The sequence below is a fragment of the Sorangium sp. So ce302 genome (genome assembly GCF_051530145.1).
GTDB classification, from domain to species: domain Bacteria; phylum Myxococcota_A; class Polyangia; order Polyangiales; family Polyangiaceae; genus Sorangium; species Sorangium cellulosum_B.
The window spans coordinates 12,936,379-12,953,738 of sequence record NZ_CP150326.1 but is presented as its reverse complement, the minus strand read 5'-3'; the positions used below and the strand labels follow the sequence as shown (position 1 = coordinate 12,953,738).

Here is a 17,360-nt window from a genome sequence, read left to right as displayed (position 1 = left end):
GCGTTCACCTGGCCTGGCGCGGAGAGATCCCCGCAATACCGCAGGCGAGCTCCGAGAGCACGGTCACGGCCGCGCCGTACCCGCCGGCGTCCTCGGAGCTCGCGTTGCCCTGCAGGCTCCGCCGGTAGACACCCTGAGCGATCGCGGCGAGACGAAAGACGCCGAAGGCCATGAAGTACGGCCACGCATCGATGCCGCTGCGACCGGAGAGCTCGCAGTAGGAGGCGACCATCTCGTCCTCGGTCGGGATCCCGAGCGACGCGACATCGACCCCGGCAAGGCCGCCACGGCCAGGGAGGTTGATGCGGTAACCCATGCAAGCGTACGCGAGATCGCTCACCGGATGTCCGAGCGTCGAGAGCTCCCAGTCGATCGTCGCGATCGCCTCGGGCGCAGCGCCGGTCGAAAAGATGATGTTGTCGATGCGGTAGTCGCCATGGACGAGCGTCGTCTCGTCGTTCGCCGGGACATTCGCGGAGAGCCAGCGCATGAGCGCCTCCATCGCCGGCACCTCGCCCGTGCGCGACGCCTCGTATTGCTTCGACCAGCGGTCGACCTGTCGCGCGACGAAGCCGCCCACCTTGCCGTAGTCCGCGAGCCCCACGGCGGCGTAGTCGACGCGATGGAGCGCCGCGAGGAGACGGATGTACGCTGCATAGATCGCGCGGCGCTCTTCGGAGGTCCCGAGCTCAGGCAACGTCGGATCCCAGAAGATCCGTCCGGCGGCGTACCGCATGACGAAGAACGGCGCGCCGAGCACGGAGCCGTCCTCGCAGAGGGCGAGCGCGTCCGGGACGGGCACCTCGGTGTCGCGGAGAGCGCGCATGACCCGGTACTCGCGCTCGACGGCGTGCGCGGAGGGAAGGAGCTTGCCGGGCGGCTTCTTCCGCAAGACGAGCTCGAGATCTCCGCCGGCTCCGCCGTCGACGCCCACCCAGTATGTCGGGTTCGACTGACCGCCCTTGAACTGGGCGACGGTCACGGCGCCTCCCGCGCAGCCTTCGACGTGCGCGGTGAGCCAGCGGCCGAGGGCCGCTTCGTCGATCCGGTGCGCCTCGCGGGGCGCGCGTGTGTTGGTCGGCGGCGTGAGGGCCATCGCAGGTCAGACGCTATCACGCAGCCCTTCGGCCTCCTATACTGCCGCTGTGACGATCTCCTTCGATCTGCCCCCCGATCTGGCCGATCTCCGCGGCCGCGTGCGCGCGTTCGTCGACGCGCATGTCATTCCGAACGAGACGTCGATCCTCGACGAGGATCGCGCGGGACGGAGGGATACGCTCACGGCGCTCCGCGAGCGCGCGCGGGCCGAGGGGCTGTTCGTCCCGCACCTGCCCGCGGAGCACGGCGGGCTGGGGCTCGGCGTCATGGGCATGTGCGCGCTCTTTCGCGAGATGGGCCGCTCTCCGCTCGGCGCGGCCTGCTTCAACTGCGACGCGCCGGACCAGGGCAACATGGACCTCCTGCACAAGGCGGCGTCGCCCGCGATCCGCGCGAAATACCTCGCGCCGCTCGCCCGGGCCGAGATCTCGAGCGCCTTCTCGATGACCGAGCCCGCCCCCGGCGCCGGCGCGGATCCATCGAATCTGCGCACGAGGGCGGCCAGGGTCGGCGGCGGCTGGATGATCGATGGCCACAAGTGGTATACGACCGGCGGCGGTGAGGCGGCGTTCCTCATCGTGATGGCGCGGACGTCCGACGATCCTCGCACCGGCGCGACGTTGTTCGTCGTCGATCGTCACGCCGAAGGCGTCGAGCACGTGCGCGACATCCCCGTGATGAGCCCGCCAATGCTCCAGCACCGCGAGGCCGAGCTCCGCTTCCACGCCGTGCGCGTCGGCGACGACGCGGTCCTCGGCGGCGTCGGCGAGGGGTTCCTCCTCGCGCAGCGGCGCCTCGTGCCGGCGCGCCTCACGCACTGCATGCGCTGGCTCGGCTGGGCCGACCGCGCGCTCGGGATGTGCCGCGACTACGTCCTCACGCGGGAGAGCTTCGGCAAGACGCTCGCTCACCACCAGATGATCCAGAAGAAGATCGCCGACGCAGCGTCGGGCATCCACGCCGGCAACCTGATGACGCTGCACTGCGCGGCGATGCTCGAGCAAGGCAAGGAGAAGGAGGCGCGCCCCTACTCCTCGATGGCGAAGAACCACGTCGCCCGGCTCCTCTGCCAGGTGCTCGACGACGCGATCCAGATGCACGGCTCGCTCGGATACAGCGAAGACATGCCGTTCTCGCTCTGGTACCGATTCGCCAGGTCCGCTCGCATCGCCGATGGTCCGGACGAGGTGCACGACGTCGTTGTCGCGCGCGACTTCTTGCGAGGGGCGCTGACGACGCTGATCTGAGCGGGCGCCCGCTGAGAGGCATCCGAGCGGCCTCAAGCGAGCCCTCCGCCCTCGCCCTGCTCACGACCCCTCGACTCCTCCGCCGGGCTGCCGGCCTGAGGAGGCGACAGCTCCTCTGACACGGGGGGCGATTTACTCGCGGCGGACGCGGGCGCGCATGTGCTCGGTGCCCGCGAGGCGTGCGAAGAACTCGAGCAGGCCGATCTGCCCGCTCATCAGGCTCTGCTGGACCTCCTCGATGGCGCACTCGGCCCCGAGCGCCCCGCCGTACGTATACGTCGAGCCGAGCTTGCTCACGCACTCGGTCACCTCGGGCGCGCTGGCGAGCGCCTCGGCCAGGCCCTTCGCGCCGGTGACAGGCCGCTTCTCGCCCGCGACGGCGATGTAGCCCGAGTCGTCGATGGGGAGGCCCCCCTCGTCGGCACGGTAGCGCCCCATCTCGTCGAAGTGCTCCAGCGCGAAGCCCGTGGGATCGAAGCTCGCGTGGCACGTGTTGCAGCCGTCGGCCGAGATGTGGATCTGCTCGTAGCGCGCGCGTGTGGTCGTCTGCCCCGGATCGGGCTTGGTGATCGCCGGAATGTTCGCCGGCGGCGGGGGGATATAGCCGCAGAGGAGCCGCTCGAAGACGAGCAGGCCACGGTGGGTCGGCGACGAGCTGTCCATGCGCGAGTTCCCGGCGAGGACGGAGCCCTGGGCGAGCAGCCCGACGCCCCAGTCCAGAGGCCGCTCCACGCGCTGGAAGCCCTGTCCGGTGACGCCGCCGTATCCGTAGAACGTCGAGAGCTGGGCGTTCAGGAAGGTGGTTGGCGCGGTCAAGAGCTCGGTGACGCCGGCGCCGCGCGTGTAGATGACCTCCTCGAGGAAGAGGCGCGTCTCCTCCTGCATGAGGGCGCCATACGTGCTGAAGTCGGGGATCTTCTCCTTGGCGATCCCGTTCACCTTCCCGTAGCGGAGCCACTGCTGCAAGAAGCGGCTCATCGCCTCGTGGCCGCGCGGCGTGCTCAGGAGCGCGCGCGCCTCCTCGACGAGCGCCTCCGGCGAGCTGAGCTCCCCGCGCGCCGCCTTGTCGAGCAGCTCGGGCGTGGGCGTCGAGCCCGTGGTGTTGTAGGCCAGCGCCGTCGCGATCTCGTGCTGTGTCAGCTCGTAGCGCCCGGCGCTCGGCGCGCCGATCTCCGAGCGGTAGAACGCCTGGGGCGACTGGATCATCGACACAAGCGTCCACTTGAGCCCGACGCGGAAGTCGGACTTTCCGCTCACCGAGGTGTGGAGCGCCAGGAGCTCGCCCTTCTCCTCCTCGGTCACCGGGCGGCGGAACAGCCGCAGCCCGTGCCGCGTGACGAACTCGGCAGCGCACTCGGGGCCGGGCTGGGCCGCTGCGCACGGGAGCGAGGCGGCCAGCGCGGCGTCGGCGGTCACGATGTCAGCGACCTCCTCCGCCGTGCTCAGGAGCTCTTTCGCGGTCTGGGCGCCGACCTGCAGCGCCTGCGCGTCGTTGGTGAAGCCGAGCTCCGATGTCGGGTCCGTGCCCAGCCGGACCCCGGACCAGGCCGCCGTGCCGAGCTCGGGGAAGACGTCGCGGAGGCTGTTTTCCAGCTCCAGGGCGGAGAGCCGCCGCAGCACCGGAGCGCCGACCTGAGCCTGCTCGCACGAGCTGCCGTCGATGACCGGACCTTTCACGGGGTCGTCCTCACCGCCGATGCTGCCCGCGCCGCACGCGAGGAGCGAGGACGAGAGCCCGGCGAGCGCCCACGTTTGCCAGCGCTTCATGACTTCAGCTCCTGGATCGGCTGCGCGCTTCGCGCGCCGAACCTGTTGATCGAGACGCCCATGGCGTCGCCGAGCGTGGCCAGCATGTTGACGTGGTCGGTGTCGACGTCGACGACGCCGCGGCTCGCGATGCGGCCGCCGGCGTTGCCGATCAGGATCGCCGGGAGGTACGAGTGGACGATCTGGCTCCCGAGATAGACGTCGTGGACGTTGGAGTTGTGATCCGCGCCGTCGCCGATCTCGCTGCACACATAGATGAGCGAGTTGTGGAGGACGGTGTTGCCGGGATCGAGCGGATCCGGCTGGTCGAGGAGGGTGAGCAGCTTCTCCGCGAGCCGCGCGAAGAACCAGCTCTGGACGGTCGCGAACTCCATGCGACCCGGCGGCTCGCGGGAGTGGGACGTGGCCCCGTGGTAGGGGCTCGCGCTCCCAGGGCCATCGGTGAAGTCCATGGGGAGATCGCAGTTGACCCACAGGTTCTGCATCGTGACGACGCGCGCCGTGCCGCACACCATGGCGTTCGCGGCGACCTCGAGGTGCGCGTCGACGACGCGCCGCAGGTTCTCTTGCTCGAACACGCTCTTGCCCGCCAGCGCGTCGAGCGCCGGCAGCGCCGGCTTGCTGCTGCAGCCGTTCATGACCGGCCTGTCGGCCGCGGCCTTGATCGAGCGCACCGACTCGAGGTGTACGGCGAGCTTGTTCTGCTCCTTCGTGAGGCCCGAGAGCGAGCGCTGCATCCTCTCCAGCTGGCGCTCGGTGAGCCCCAGCGCCTCGTTGCGGAACGCAGCCTCGTCGGCCTCTGGCCCGCTCCCGCCGCCCTGCTGCCCGCCGCCGACGGCCCCGAGCATGGCCGCCGCCGCGGCCGCGGGGTCCTCCGTGGGGCGCACCCACACGCCCCCGTGCTGGATCAGGTACGAGTTCTTGTCGAACCCGGTCCCGTCCTGGTTCCTCGGATAGGGGTTGGCGCCAAGGTTGTAGGCCTCGACACCCAGCGCCTGCGCGATGGTGTGATCCACCGAGTCGACCCCGGCGCCGTCCTTGACGCCGGTGAGCACGCCGGAGACCGCCTCGTGGTTGTTGAAGCCGTTGATGCCGAGCCCGCGGCAGACATTGATGTACTTGCCGAAGGGCGCGAGCGGCGAGAGGACCGTGGAGCCTTTCAGGAAGTCCGCTCCCGATCCGTAGGGCTCGGCATACTCCATGGGCATGCCATGGGGGACGAAGTAGATGAACAGCCGGACCGGCGCGGAGCTCGGCTCGGCCAGCGCCAGGTTGCTCATCCGGAAGGCCAGCGGCGCCGCGATGCCGGCGCCGAGCGCCTTCAAGAAGATGCGCCGTCCCAGCGCGAGCTCTCTCTTTTTGTACCCAGTCTCAAGAAAACGCATCTCGTCCCTCCATTCGGGTAAGCAAGCACGCCCCGTGGATGACCGTCGTAGTCTTGCTATGTTGTTGCTTCGTCAAGCAAGCAAGCGTGGTATCCCGAATTATCTCACAGCTGGCATACGAAGCAACCCACGACGAGCGGGCGCGATACACCAGCCGCTGCTCGTCGCGGGGACGTAATCGAAGACCGAGCCTTCACATGGGGAACCGACGTTCGCTGTCGTGCGCCGCGGGGGCTACCGCCCGAGCACCTCGTCATAGAGGTCCTCGTACGCGCGCGCCATGCGGTCGATCCCGAACCGCTCCATCACCCGCGCCCGCCCGCGCAATCCCATCTCCGCGCGATCCTCCCGCACTGCCACCGCCTCGAGCGCGGCCGCCAGGGTCTCCTGCGCTGCAGGCGGCACCAGCAGCCCTGTCTCGCCATCCACCACGATCTCCGGATTGCCCCCCACCCGCGTCGCGACGATCGGCAACCCCGCCGCCGCCGCCTCGATGAGCGTCAGCGAGATCCCCTCCGTCAACGACGCGAGCGCGAACACATCGAACGCCGGCAAGAGCTCCGCCACGTCCCCGCGCGTCCCCGTGAACGTCACCGCCCCGCCGAGCCCGAGCCGCGCCGCCTGCGCCTCGAGCGCAGGCCGCCGCGGGCCGTCGCCGATCAGCGTCAGATGCGCGTCGGGCCGCGTCGCGCGGAGCCGCGCGAAGGCGTCGAGCAGCGTCGCGTGATCCTTCTCCGGAGACAGCCGCGCGACACACCCCACGTGGTAGCCCGTCGCCGGCACCCCGAGCCGCGCGCGCGCCGCGCCGGCGTCGCCCGGCCGGAACACGTCCGTGTCCACGCCGTTCAAGATCGTCACGACCTTGGCCGGGTCGACATGCTCCACCTCGAGCGCGACCGCCCGCGTGTCGTCGCTCACCGCCACCACCCGGTCCGTGAGCGCCGCGGCCAGCCGGTTGACCAGCACCTTCCGCTTCTGCTTCGGGTAGTTGCGCCCGTGCTTCGTGTGGATGACGCGCGGCCCGCCTCCGCCAGGGAGCGCCGCCGCCCGCAGGAGGCCCGCCGCGAGCGCGCCATAGAGGTGCGGCCCCGGGTTGTGCGTGTGCACGAGCCCGATCCCCTCGCGCCGCAGCCACGCCGAGAGCCGCAACGGCAGCCCCGGGTCGAGGCCGGGCTTCCGCGAGAGCACCACGAGCGGCACGCCGAGCCGCGCCAGCTCCTCGGCCAGCGCGCCGGGCTCCTGGAGCGCGCACACCACCGGCGCGAACCGGTCGCGCGCCATCCTGTCGAGCAGCCGGAGCACCACCCGCTCGAGCCCACCCACGTTGAGCGAGAGCACCACGTGGGCGACCTTCGCGGGCCGGCCCGGCGCGGCGGACGGCGCCGGCCGGACCCCGGGCGCTCCGATCATGCCGCGGCCCCGCGGCCGAACTCGATCGGCACCTCGGTCATGGTGAAGCGGAACTTCCCCCCCGAGGTGACCGGGATGTCGCTGACGAGCTGCACCCGGATGTCCGCCCGCTCCCCGAGGAACCGGCGCAGATCGCGCTCGATGGCCTGCGACGTCTCCGGCCCGTACCCCTCGCCAGGGATGATCTTGATCGTGATCGCCCGCGTCTTGTCCTGGTGGACCTGATACCGCTCCACCGTCGGGTTGTCCTTGAAGAAGTAGGGGAAGAACACGGACGAGAGGAGCTGGCCGTCCGTCCCGACGATCATGTCGAGCACCCGCCCCTCGACCGAGGCGAGCAGCGGCAACCCGCGGCCGCACGAGCAGGCCTTGTCGGCCGCGACCACCACATCCTCGTTCTTGTAACGCAGCAGCGGCATCGACCGGCACACGAGATCGCTCAGGATCACCTCGCCCGGCTCGCCGGGCCGCGCATGCCGGCCGCCGCGCACCACCTCGAGGAAGACGTTCTCGATGTTGAGGTGCTTGCCCTCGTGGCGCTCACACTCCGCGCCGATCAGCATCATCTCCCTGCACCCATAGCGGTCGTAGACCGGCGCCTGGAACGCCCGCTCGATCACCTCGCGCTGGTGAGGGAAGAGCCGCTCCGCCGTCGCGATGATCCCCCTCGGCGTGGGCAGCCGGTGCCCCGTCTCGAGCGCGTAGCGCGCCGTGTAGTAGAGAGGGCTCGTGTACCCCACGACGAGGTTCGGCTGGTAGCGCCGGATCTCGTCCACCACCCCCGCGAGCCGCTCCTCCGCCAGGTTCCACGCGCTGACCGTCTTCTTCCGGATCAGCGCCTCGTGCAGCGTGCGCTTCGCCTTCTTCCAGCGGGGCTCCAGGGTCGGAATCCCCCAGATGTACAGCTCCTTGTCCCCGATCCGGCCGCCGGCCCACGCGTCGGAGCGCAGGGCCGCGGCGCTTCTACACTCGTACGTCGCGTGATCGTAAAAGAAGCGCGCCGGCTCTCCGGTCGATCCGCCCGTACCGCTCCTGAAGAGCTTGCCGCGCCACCCATCCGCGATGAGCTCGCTGCCGTGCGCGCGGAGATCGGCTTTGGTCAACACCGGAAAGCGCGCGAGATCCTCGGGCGCGTGCACGTCCTTGACCCGCACCCCGTATTCGGCGAAGCGGCGCCGGTAGAAGGGCACGCTCTGCTCGGCAAAGCGGAGGGCCGCCAGCATCTTTCTCCAGTTGAGCTCCCTGAGCTCGCGCTCTGGACGCCACTGGGACCGCTCCAGCTCCCCCAGGTAGGCCAGCGTGGCTCTCCCTCGGAGTTTCGTCTCGTAGAACGGAAAGAGGACGTTCCGAAAGAGGGCTGAATACATGGCTGCTGAGGATTCTTTCGAACCTCGGCCACACAGTCAAGCAGCCGCGGCCGGGTCGCCGCTTCCCCACGCACGCGCCACCCACGCCCCCCATGTTGCGCACGCCCCGCCACCCGCGGCCACGATTGGTTACCGCGGAGATGGCGTGAGTGAACTCCTCATGACAGCGGCGCGGCTCAGCTCGATCCGCTCACCGCGGCGCGGTGACACGCGCGCTGCGCATCCCCCTCGCCCTCGCCCGCCGGCGCAGCCGGGCGAGCCAGCACACATGAGCTCTTCCGTCCGCAGCGCGGCCGCGACTCGGCGCCTCACTGCAGCGTCGGCTCCGCTTCTTGCTGCCAGAGCGCCGCCAGCGCGAACGTCTTGGCGTTCTCCGGCACGGCCTGGCAAAAGCTCTGCCGCCGCGCCGGGTCCTGAATCCATTGCGCCCGCGCGACGAGCCGCTGCATCGCCACCGTGATCGCCTCGCGCGCCGCCTCGTGGTGGCCACAGGCGCGGAGCGACTCGGCATACACGAGCCGGATCTGCGCCTCGCCCTCCTCGGTCCCGCCGACCGACACGAGCAGCCCGAGCCCGCGCCGGGCCGCCTCGAGCGCCTCCTCTGCCCGGCCCTGCTCGAGCAGCACCCGCGCGCGCACCGAGAGCGCGTGCGCCTGGAGCGTCGGCACGTGCGCCAGCATCGCCACGGCCGCGCCCGCCTCGTTGTCCGCCGCGTCGAGGTCGCCGAGCCGCGTCAGGATCGCGGCGAGGTACGCCCGCGACCGCGCCTCCTGCCGCCGGTTCGCCTGCGCCACGAAGGCGTCGATCGCCTCGGCCGTGGCCGCGCGCGCCGCGCCGAGATCGCCCTGCTGGATCCAGAGCAGGCCCTGGTTCTGCTTGGCGAACGCCGCCACGTTGTAGAGCCCGAGCCGCCCCGCCTCCGCGAGCGCGTCGCGCAGCTCGGCCTCGGCGCGACCGTAGACCCCGAGCTGGAGCAGGCAGTGCGCCGCGTTCACGCGGCTCAGGCACGCGTTCCTGAGATCGCCGGTCTGGAGGTAGGCGGGGATGCTCTGCTCCGTGCACGCGAGCGACGCCGCAGGGTCGCCGTAGCAGAGCGCCCGCGACGCCCGGAGCGCGTGGATGCGCGCGGCCACCGCCGCGTCGCGCTCGGCGAGCGGCATCGCCACCCGGGAGAGCTCCTGCACGATCTCCTCCGCCGCGGCGTACTGGCCCCCGTGCAGGAGCGACCCGGCGATGCGCGCCAGCGCGCTCACGGAGGCGCCGGTCGCCTCCGCGACGTCGACCCACGAGCCGCGGTCCCCGCTGCCCGGGCCGGCCCCCCGGAGCTCCTCGACGAGATCCGCGAGCCGGTCGCCCATGCCGAGGCGCACGCGCATCGACGCGGCCTCCCCGGCCGCCGCGTACCAGAGCGCGCTCTTCCGGGGGAAGCCCCGCATCGCCATGACGGCGCACCGCTCGGCCTGGGAGGCCTCGCCGAGCCACTTGTGCGCCTCGGCCTGGACGAGGCGCAGCGCCGCGAAGAACTCCCCGTCCACGTCGGCGCTCGCGGCCCCCTGCTCGGCCCGCTGGATCGCGGCGCGGAAGTCGTTCGCCCCGAGCGCCTGCTCCGCCGCGCGCCGGAACCAGACGACCGCGCGCTCGGCGTCGCCGCCGCGCTCGAAGTGGTCCGCCAGCAGCGCCGCGTCGCGCTCGCCGGCCGCGTCCAGCCACTCGCCGGCGAGCAGGTGGCCGAGCGCGCGATCCTCGTCCGTGAGCGTCGCGTACGCCGCCTCGCGCACGAGCGCATGCCGGAACGCGTACTCGTGCTCGCTCCGGAACTTGCCCTCGCCCCGCCGCGCGATGAGCTCGCGATCGACCAGCACCGCGAGCCACCCGTCCACCTGGGGGGCGCGGCGCTCGCCGCCGAGCAGCGCCATCAGCCCGCCGCGCCAGAACTTCTGGCCGAACACGCTCGCGGCCCGGAGCACCCGCCGCGCCTCGCCGTCGAGCGACTCGAGGCGGGCCTGCACCATCGACAGCACCGTCTCGGGGAGCGCCTCGGTCCGGCCAGAGGCGGCGGCGCGGATGAGCTCTTCCAGGTAGAACGCATTGCCCCCTGCCCGCTCGCACAGGCGCGCGCAGAGGTCGGGCGTCACGGCGTCGCCGAGCACCTCGCGGACGAGCCGCTCGCTCCCCCGCCGCCCGATCTCGCGCAGCCGGAGCTCCTGGACGCCGCGCGAGACCCACACCTTCGGGAAGATGGTCTCGACCTCCGGCCGCGCCAGCGCGAGCACCATGAGCGGCTGGTCGCGGAGCGCGAGGGCCGCGTCGATGAGCTTCACCGTGGGCACGTCGCCCCACTGGAGATCCTCGAGCACGAGGAGCACCGGCTCGGCCCGGCACTCGGCGAGCACGAAGTCCTCGAAGGCGCGGCGGATCTGGTCGCCCATGAGCATCGGGTCGCTCCGCGCGGCGCGCAGCTCCACCCGGCCCTCGTCGGAGAAGCGGATCCGCGCCACCTCGCCGAGGAACTCGGTCACGCGGTCGAGGTCGGCGCCGTTCAGGTACCGGCCCACGCGGGCGCGGAGGCGCTGCTCGCGGACCTCCTGCGGCTCGCCGCCCGAGAGCCCGGCCTCGCGGCGGAGCATCTGGCGCAGCATCCCGAAGGGCGACCCGGCGCTCATCGGGTCGGCGTGGCCGAGCCAGACCTGCACCCGCTCCTTGCGCTCCTCGACGCGGCGCAGAAACTCGTAGCGCAGCCGGCTCTTGCCGAGCCCCGCGGGCGCCGTGATGAGCACCGCGCGCGCCGTCGGCTCCGAGAGGCACTCGTCGAGCACGGCGTCGAGGATGGCGAGCTCGTGGTCGCGCCCGACGAACGGCGTCGTGCGCCCGAGCAGCGTCCGCGCGGCCTCGACGAGGTCGCGCTCGGCGCGGAGCACGAGGCCTGTCGCGTCGCCGCCGACCTCGAAGCGGGCGTCGAGCAGGCCGGCCATCACCTCGTCGAGGCGGATCGACCCGCCGTCGGCGCGGTCGAGCAGCCGCACGGCGCGGTCGATGGTGGGCCCCATCGGGAGCTGGTCGTCGGCGGAGCCGCGGCCGGCGACCAGCGCCATCTGCACGCCGGGCAGGAGGTCCCGCACCTCGAGCGCGCACCGCGCCGCGCGGGCGGCCTGGTCCGTGATGAGGCCGCGCCCCTCGAGCGTGATGAGCAGGAGCCCGTCCGCGAGCGTCTGGAGCGCCCCGCCGAAGCGCGACGCGACGCGCTTCACCTCGTCCTCCGGGACGGTGCGCGCGAGGGGCATCGTCATCGGGAGCGTCATCGGCATGGTGGGCCCCTGCCACGAGGGGGCCTCCGGCGCGCCCATGCGCGCGAGCATCAGGCACAGCGTGCGCCGCTCGCCGGTCGTGAGCGCGCTCGCGCGCCGGCTCGCGGGCGCGGGGGGGGTGCTCTTGATCTCGCCGACGCGGAGCAGCTCGAGGGCCACGGCGGCGCCGTTCGCGGGCCGGTCCGCCGGGGCCTTGGCGAGCATGCGCGCCACGGCGATGTCGACGTTTTCGGGGACGTCGGCGCGCAGGTCGCGGAGGCGCGGCGCCTCGTCGAGCACGACGCGGAGGAGGGCGGTGTGGATGTCGTCGCCGACGAACGGCGGGCGGCCGGTGAGGCAGTGGAACAGGACGCAGCCGAGCGCGAACACGTCGGCCTGGGCGCCGACGTCGCGCTCGCCGCGCGCCTGCTCCGGCGCCATGTAGAACGGCGTGCCCATCACGACGCCCGTCATCGTGAGGGGCGCGAGCGACGTGAGGCGGGCGATGCCGAAGTCGAGGAGCTTGACCTGCTCGGCCGACTTGTCGACGAGGTACAGGTTGCTCGGCTTGAGGTCGCGGTGGACGACGTTGTGGCGGTGCGCCTCGGCGAGCGCCTCGGCGACCCGGAGGCCGAGCGTGACGCTCTCGGCGATGGTGAGCCCGCGCCGGCGCAGCCGGTCGCCGAGGCTCTCGCCCTCGAGCCACTCGAGCGCGAGCCAGGGCTCGCCGCTCTCCGTGGCGCCCTGCGCGATGTACCGGACGATGCCGGGGTGCCGCAGCTCGGCGAGCACCTGCGCCTCGCGCGCGAAGCGCTCGCCGTGCTCGAGGCCGCGGCCCGACATGACCTTGAGCGCCGCCGTCTCGCCCGTGTGCCGGTCGAGGGCGCGGTAGACGGAGCCCATCCCGCCCGACCCGGCGAGGCGCTCGATCAAGAAGCGGTCGGCGACGATGTCCCCGGGTTTCATCGGGACGGCGAGTATCACACGGAGCCCCGTGGGAGAGGCCAGATCCCGGCAATCCCGGCGACGAACCGCGGCAGGGCGCCGGCGAGCCGGCTCACTCCCCACGGCCAAGGTGTGATAGGGTGCGCGCTATGTCTGCGCTAGTTCTGCCCTCCGTCGAGCTGCTTTCGCCGTACGAGACGGGGAAGCCGCTCGATGAGCTCGCGCGCGAGCTCGGCGTGACGGACGCCGTGAAGCTCGCCTCGAACGAGAACCCGCTCGGCCCGAGCCCGCGCGCCCTCGAGGCGGCGCGCCAGGCGCTCGCGAACGTGCACCTCTACCCGGACGGGGCGGCGTACCGGCTCCGCGAGCGGCTCGCGGCGGTCCACGGCGTCACGATGGAGGAGATCGTCCAGGGAAACGGCTCGAACGAGCTCCTCGACCTGATCGTGCACACGTTCGCGACGCCCGGGTCGCACATCGTGTTCGCCGACCCGGCCTTCGTGATCTACAAGCTCGCCGCGCTCGCCTACGGCGTCCCGTTCACGGCCGTGCCGCTGCGCGACCTGCGGCACGACCTCGAGGCCATGGCCGCGGCCGTCACGCCGAAGACGCGCCTCCTGTTCATCGCGAACCCGAACAACCCGACGGGCACGCACGTGGGCCGCGCCGCGGTCGAGCGCCTGCTCAAGGAGGTCCCGCCCGAGGTCATCGTGGTCATGGACGAGGCGTACATCCAGTACGCGGACGCGGCGGACTTCCCGGACTCCATGCGCCTCCGCGGCCTCCGCGAGCGGCTGCTCGTGCTCCGCACCTTCTCGAAGATCTACGGCCTGGCGGGCTTCCGCGTCGGCTACGCCGTGGGCCCGACCCAGCTCATCGACTACCTGAACCGGGTGCGCGCGCCGTTCAACGTGAGCGCGCTGGCGCAGGCGGCCGCCGTCGCGGCGCTCGACGACGCCGAGCACGTCGAGAAGAGCCGCGCGCTGAACCTCCGCGAGCGCGACCGGCTCACGCGCGAGCTCACGCGGCTCGGGCTCTCGGTGGCGCCGAGCCAGGCGAACTTCGTGCTCGTGGACGTCGGGCGGCCGGCGCGCCCGGTGTACGACGCCTTGCTCCGGAAGGGCGTCATCGTGCGGCCCTTCGGCAACCTGCCGACCAGCCTTCGGGTCACCATCGGCACCGAGCGCGAGAACCAGCGATTCCTCGACAGCCTGTCCGCAGTGCTGGGCTGACCCGGCGAGCGGCGCGCTACCAGCGCCTCGCCTCCGGCGGTGCGCAGCGCGCTGCGGCGCGCAGCATGCCGCCGAGGCGCAGCGGCACGAGCGTGATGAGCTCGCGCTCCTCCGCGGCGCCGGGGCGCGCCGATGGGTTCTCGTAGACGTGCAGGAAATCGCAGCCGCCCGCCGGCTCGGCCGCCGTCTGCCCGACCTCGAAGACGAACGGGCTACCTCGATCGTTCACCTCCGGGTCGAACGAGGAGGCGAGCCTGGACATGAGCTCGTCCGCGCCCTCCGGCGGGCTCGTGCGCGCGATGTCAACGAAGCGCGAGAACAGCGCATAGCTCGACGGGTGAGCCATCGAGCACAGGCAAAACACGGGTCGACCCGGGTGGGCGAGCATGTACCGGATCAGGCGCAAAAGGACGTGGCGGAGGACGACATCGTCGCCGACGTGCTCGCCGAGCGCCCCGGACTCGCCGCGGAAGATCGCGATCTGCGCGCCGGAAGGCTCCGGATCCATGATCTGAGCCGCGAAATAGCCGGTGATCTGGCCGCCAGCGCCCCTGTGGACCACGACGGCGCCGTGCTCCGCGCCAGCGTCGATGACGTGGGTGGCGAAGCTCTTCTCCCTCTGCGCGCCCTCGAAGATCACGCGGCGTAAGCCATAGAGCTCGTCGATGAGGCGCTGTCTCTGATCCGGCGACATCTCACGTGGAACAAGAACCTCGACGGAGGTCTGGTCATTCATCGAATCCTCCATGCCTGCCCATCCCGATCGCCCACCAGGGCCGCGGGACGGCGGTCCGCTGGGCGCCGTCGGCGTCGTTCATGCGGTCGGCGCCATCAGCGCCATCAGCGCCATCAGCGCCATCAGCGCCATCAGCGCCATCCCTTTCAGCAATGGTGGTGCCACCGGTGCGAGGAGCGGCGATGACGCCACGGTCCTCCCCTCACCGCCGGCCGTGCGCCACGCGCGACGCGCCAGCCCGGCCCCGACGGGCTCGTCGGCGCGGCGCCGCCGCGAACCTGACGGTCGATCGCGGCGCGTCCGCTGGCTTCGCCGGACCGCACAGCGGGACGGGTGAGGCAGGCGGGCATCAGTCCAGCAGGCATCACGAACGCCGGATGACCGCGCGACCGAGCGATCCATGCCACGAGACGCTCGCGGCGCGCGCCGCCCTCAGCGCCTCGTGCCACGCGGCCGCGAGCGCGATTGCCCGCTGGCAAACGGTGCTTTACGGTCGCGCTCCATGCGCCGCATGCGTCGAGCCCGCCTCTCCCGCCTTCCCTCCGCGCTCGCGCTCGCCTGCGGAGCCCTCCTCGCCTGCGCCGCGTGCTCCGGCAGCGGCGACGCGCCGGTCAAGGCGCCAGCCAGAGCGCAGGGCGAGGCGCCCGCGCCGCAGCGCGAGGCGCCCATCGCGCCGACCCAGGCCTCGCCGGGGCCCGCGGCGCCCTCGCCCGACTTTCTGGGCAAGCGGCCGGCCACCTCGCTGCTCTCGGGTCGCCTCGCGGTGCGGCTGCCCGAGGGGGCGCGGATCGAGGCGCGCGCGCGCTCGATCATGGCCGCGGCGGAGCCGGACGAAGAGGAGACCCGCGTGGTGCTCGACGCCGGCGACGAGCGCTTCGTGATGATGGCCTCCGAGCTCTTCGCGCTTGGCGGCAAGGATCCCGAGGGCGGCGTGCGCGCCGCGATGGCCGCGGACTTCCCCGGGGGCAGCGCCACGGCGGAGCCGCTCCGCCTGTCCGACGAGCAGCTCAGGGCCTGGGCCGTGTTCCCTGGGAGCACGAATCGCGGCAGCGTCGCGATCCCGGTGCTCGGCCTGTACGTCCTGCACCCGGACGGCTTCGTTCAGAGGCTCGCCTTCTACGTGAATCCTCCGGCCGCGAAGGACGCGGCGGGCTGCAGCGCGCTCGCGGCCGGCGCGGGCGCTCTGCCGGAGGCTCCCGGCGAGCTGCCCCGCTGCACGGCCTTCGCGCGCGCGATCGCCGCCACCGTGAGCGCGGGACCGCGGCGCATCGACGCGGGCGGAGGAGAGCGCGCCATCAAGGGACAGGGCAGCGAGGACAGCTTCCTCGTGAAGGTCCCGGCAGGCGCGAGCACCGCCCTGCAGCGCGGCCCGGACTTCACGGTGCACCGCGTGCGATTGCCCGCGGAGCTCGGCGCGCCGCAGTCCGCGATAGGCATCTATGTCGGTGACCACCCGTCGTTCCAGTACAACCAGAACGAGGCGAAGGTGACCCCCACGCTCAGGCCAGGCAAGGTGTTCGGAAAGGCGATGAGCTGGCAAGTCTGGCCCATGAGCCCCACGCGCGTCATGGCGGAGGCGATCGTGCCGCACCCGAAGATCAAGGGCCTGATGGTTCACCTCTTCGCCGGCGCCGCGGACGACAAGGCGCTCGGGCCGCTGCTCGACGTCGCCGCCTCGCTGCGGGCGCCCTGACGGCCCGGGGCGCCGCCGAGGCGCGGCCCAGGCGTGAAGCGGATCGGCAGGCGGGTCGGGCCGTGCACGTGGATCGCCCGGCGCGGCTCCCACGGCGCGTCGCTCGCGAGCTCGAGGCCGCCGAGCCGCGCGACGAGATCCGCCAGCGCTACCCTGGCCTCGAGGCGCGAGAGCGGCGCCCCGATACAGAAGTGAATGCCGTGCCCGAACGCGATGTGCGGGTTGGGATCGCGCGCGATGTCGAAGCGGTCAGGGTCGCAGAATTGCTGCGAATCTCGGTTGGCTGAGCCGATCATCGCCAGCACCGCCTTGCCGGCCGGGATCACCTGGCCGTGCATCGGGACATCGCGCCTCGTCACGCGGAACATCGCCTGGACTGGCGAGCGGTAGCGCAGGACCTCCTCGATCGCGGAGGGCAGCAGATCGGGCGCGGCCCGGAGGCGGGCGAGCTCGTCCGGGTTCTCGAGGAAACACAGCATCGCATTGCCGATCAGGTTCGTTGTCGTCTCGTGGCCGGCCACGAGGAGGAGCTGGAAGAAGCCCAGGATCTCGTCCTCGTTCAGCCGCTCTCCGTCCACCTCGGCCTCGACGAGCCTGGTCAGGAGGTCATCCTCGGGCGCCGCCCGCCGCTGCTCGATGAGGCCTCTCAGGTAGGCCTGCATCTCGGCCGTCACCGCGGTGAACTCGTCGAGCGCCCGGGCCGCCTGCTCGCTGCCGGAGACCGTGGTGCTGAGGTCCAGGATCGCGTCGCTCCAGCGCTTGAACCGCGGCTGGTCCGCTATGGGGGCGCCGAGCATCTCGGCGATCACCAGGAGGGGGAGCGGGACCGTGTAGTCCTCGGCGAGGTCCATCTGGCCGCTCTCGATCGTCCGGTCCAGGAGCTCGCGCGACAGCCGGCGGATGCGCGGCTCGAGCCCCGCGACCGCGCGCGGGGTGAAGGCCCGCATGACGATTGCGCGCAGCTTGGTGTGGCGCGGAGGGTCCGAGAAGATGAGCCACTCGGCGGTCCTGGTGCCCGGCGGCGACACGACCGAGCTGAACGCCTCGTGATCGTGGAGCGCCCGCTTCACGCCGTCGTAATCGAAGATCATCCACGCGTCGGACGGCGGGTAGTGGAGCACGGGAGAGCGGCTCCGGAGCTGGTCGTACACGGGGTAAGGGTTGCGGCGCATCTCTTCCGAGAACAGGTTCATCGC

The 17,360-nt window shown here is 71.9% G+C and carries 11 protein-coding genes; 3 read left to right on the top strand and 8 right to left on the bottom strand.

The genetic code is table 11. The annotated features are described in order from the left end of the window. Positions 1-4 precede the first annotated feature (4 nt). Positions 5-1,096, bottom strand: coding sequence for a phosphotransferase family protein (locus tag WME73_RS49010; RefSeq protein ID WP_437914083.1), 1,092 nt, complete (start codon positions 1,094-1,096; stop codon positions 5-7). Between the two features lie 49 nt (positions 1,097-1,145). Here WME73_RS49010 and WME73_RS49005 point away from each other — a divergent pair, with 49 nt between their 5' ends. Further along, positions 1,146-2,345, top strand: coding sequence for an acyl-CoA dehydrogenase family protein (locus WME73_RS49005; protein WP_437743158.1), 1,200 nt, complete (start codon positions 1,146-1,148; stop codon positions 2,343-2,345). Positions 2,346-2,477: 132 nt separating this feature from the next. On the opposite strand, the gene WME73_RS49000 is transcribed toward WME73_RS49005, so the two are convergent. The 5 genes from WME73_RS49000 to WME73_RS48980 form a co-directional block, all read right to left on the bottom strand. After that, positions 2,478-4,112 (bottom strand): DUF1592 domain-containing protein, encoded by a 1,635-nt coding sequence (locus WME73_RS49000; protein WP_437743157.1) that lies wholly within the window; start codon positions 4,110-4,112, stop codon positions 2,478-2,480. Next, complete coding sequence (locus WME73_RS48995) at positions 4,109-5,497, bottom strand: DUF1552 domain-containing protein (RefSeq protein WP_437743156.1); 1,389 nt, start codon at positions 5,495-5,497, stop codon at positions 4,109-4,111. Before WME73_RS48995 ends, WME73_RS49000 begins: the two co-directional genes overlap by 4 nt. A gap of 234 nt (positions 5,498-5,731) precedes the next feature. Next, positions 5,732-6,907, bottom strand: coding sequence for a glycosyltransferase family 4 protein (locus tag WME73_RS48990; protein WP_437914082.1), 1,176 nt, complete (start codon positions 6,905-6,907; stop codon positions 5,732-5,734). Continuing rightward, positions 6,904-8,274, bottom strand: a complete 1,371-nt coding sequence (locus tag WME73_RS48985) for a phenylacetate--CoA ligase family protein (RefSeq protein WP_437743154.1) — start codon at positions 8,272-8,274, stop codon at positions 6,904-6,906. Before WME73_RS48985 ends, WME73_RS48990 begins: the two co-directional genes overlap by 4 nt. 308 nt (positions 8,275-8,582) lie before the next feature. Continuing rightward, positions 8,583-12,524, bottom strand: coding sequence for a protein kinase domain-containing protein (locus tag WME73_RS48980; RefSeq protein ID WP_437914081.1), 3,942 nt, complete (start codon positions 12,522-12,524; stop codon positions 8,583-8,585). Between the two features lie 128 nt (positions 12,525-12,652). On the opposite strand from WME73_RS48980, the gene hisC reads away from it, so the two are divergent. Then, positions 12,653-13,735 (top strand): histidinol-phosphate transaminase, encoded by a 1,083-nt coding sequence (gene hisC, locus WME73_RS48975; protein ID WP_437743152.1) that lies wholly within the window; start codon positions 12,653-12,655, stop codon positions 13,733-13,735. Between the two features lie 16 nt (positions 13,736-13,751). On the opposite strand, the gene WME73_RS48970 is transcribed toward hisC, so the two are convergent. Further along, entirely contained in the window at positions 13,752-14,471 is a 720-nt protein-coding gene (locus tag WME73_RS48970; RefSeq protein WP_437743151.1) for a hypothetical protein, read from the bottom strand. 511 nt (positions 14,472-14,982) lie between these two features. Here WME73_RS48970 and WME73_RS48965 point away from each other — a divergent pair. Further along, the gene (locus WME73_RS48965; protein WP_437914080.1) at positions 14,983-16,164 is read left to right on the top strand and encodes a hypothetical protein; all 1,182 of its coding nucleotides are present in this window, start codon (positions 14,983-14,985) and stop codon (positions 16,162-16,164) included. Here the strand turns inward: WME73_RS48965 and WME73_RS48960 are convergent. Then, positions 16,086-17,357: a cytochrome P450 gene (locus WME73_RS48960; RefSeq protein WP_437914079.1), complete on the bottom strand. Its 1,272-nt coding sequence runs from the start codon at positions 17,355-17,357 to the stop codon at positions 16,086-16,088. The two genes, WME73_RS48965 and WME73_RS48960, sit on opposite strands and share 79 nt — an antisense overlap. Positions 17,358-17,360 lie beyond the last annotated feature (3 nt).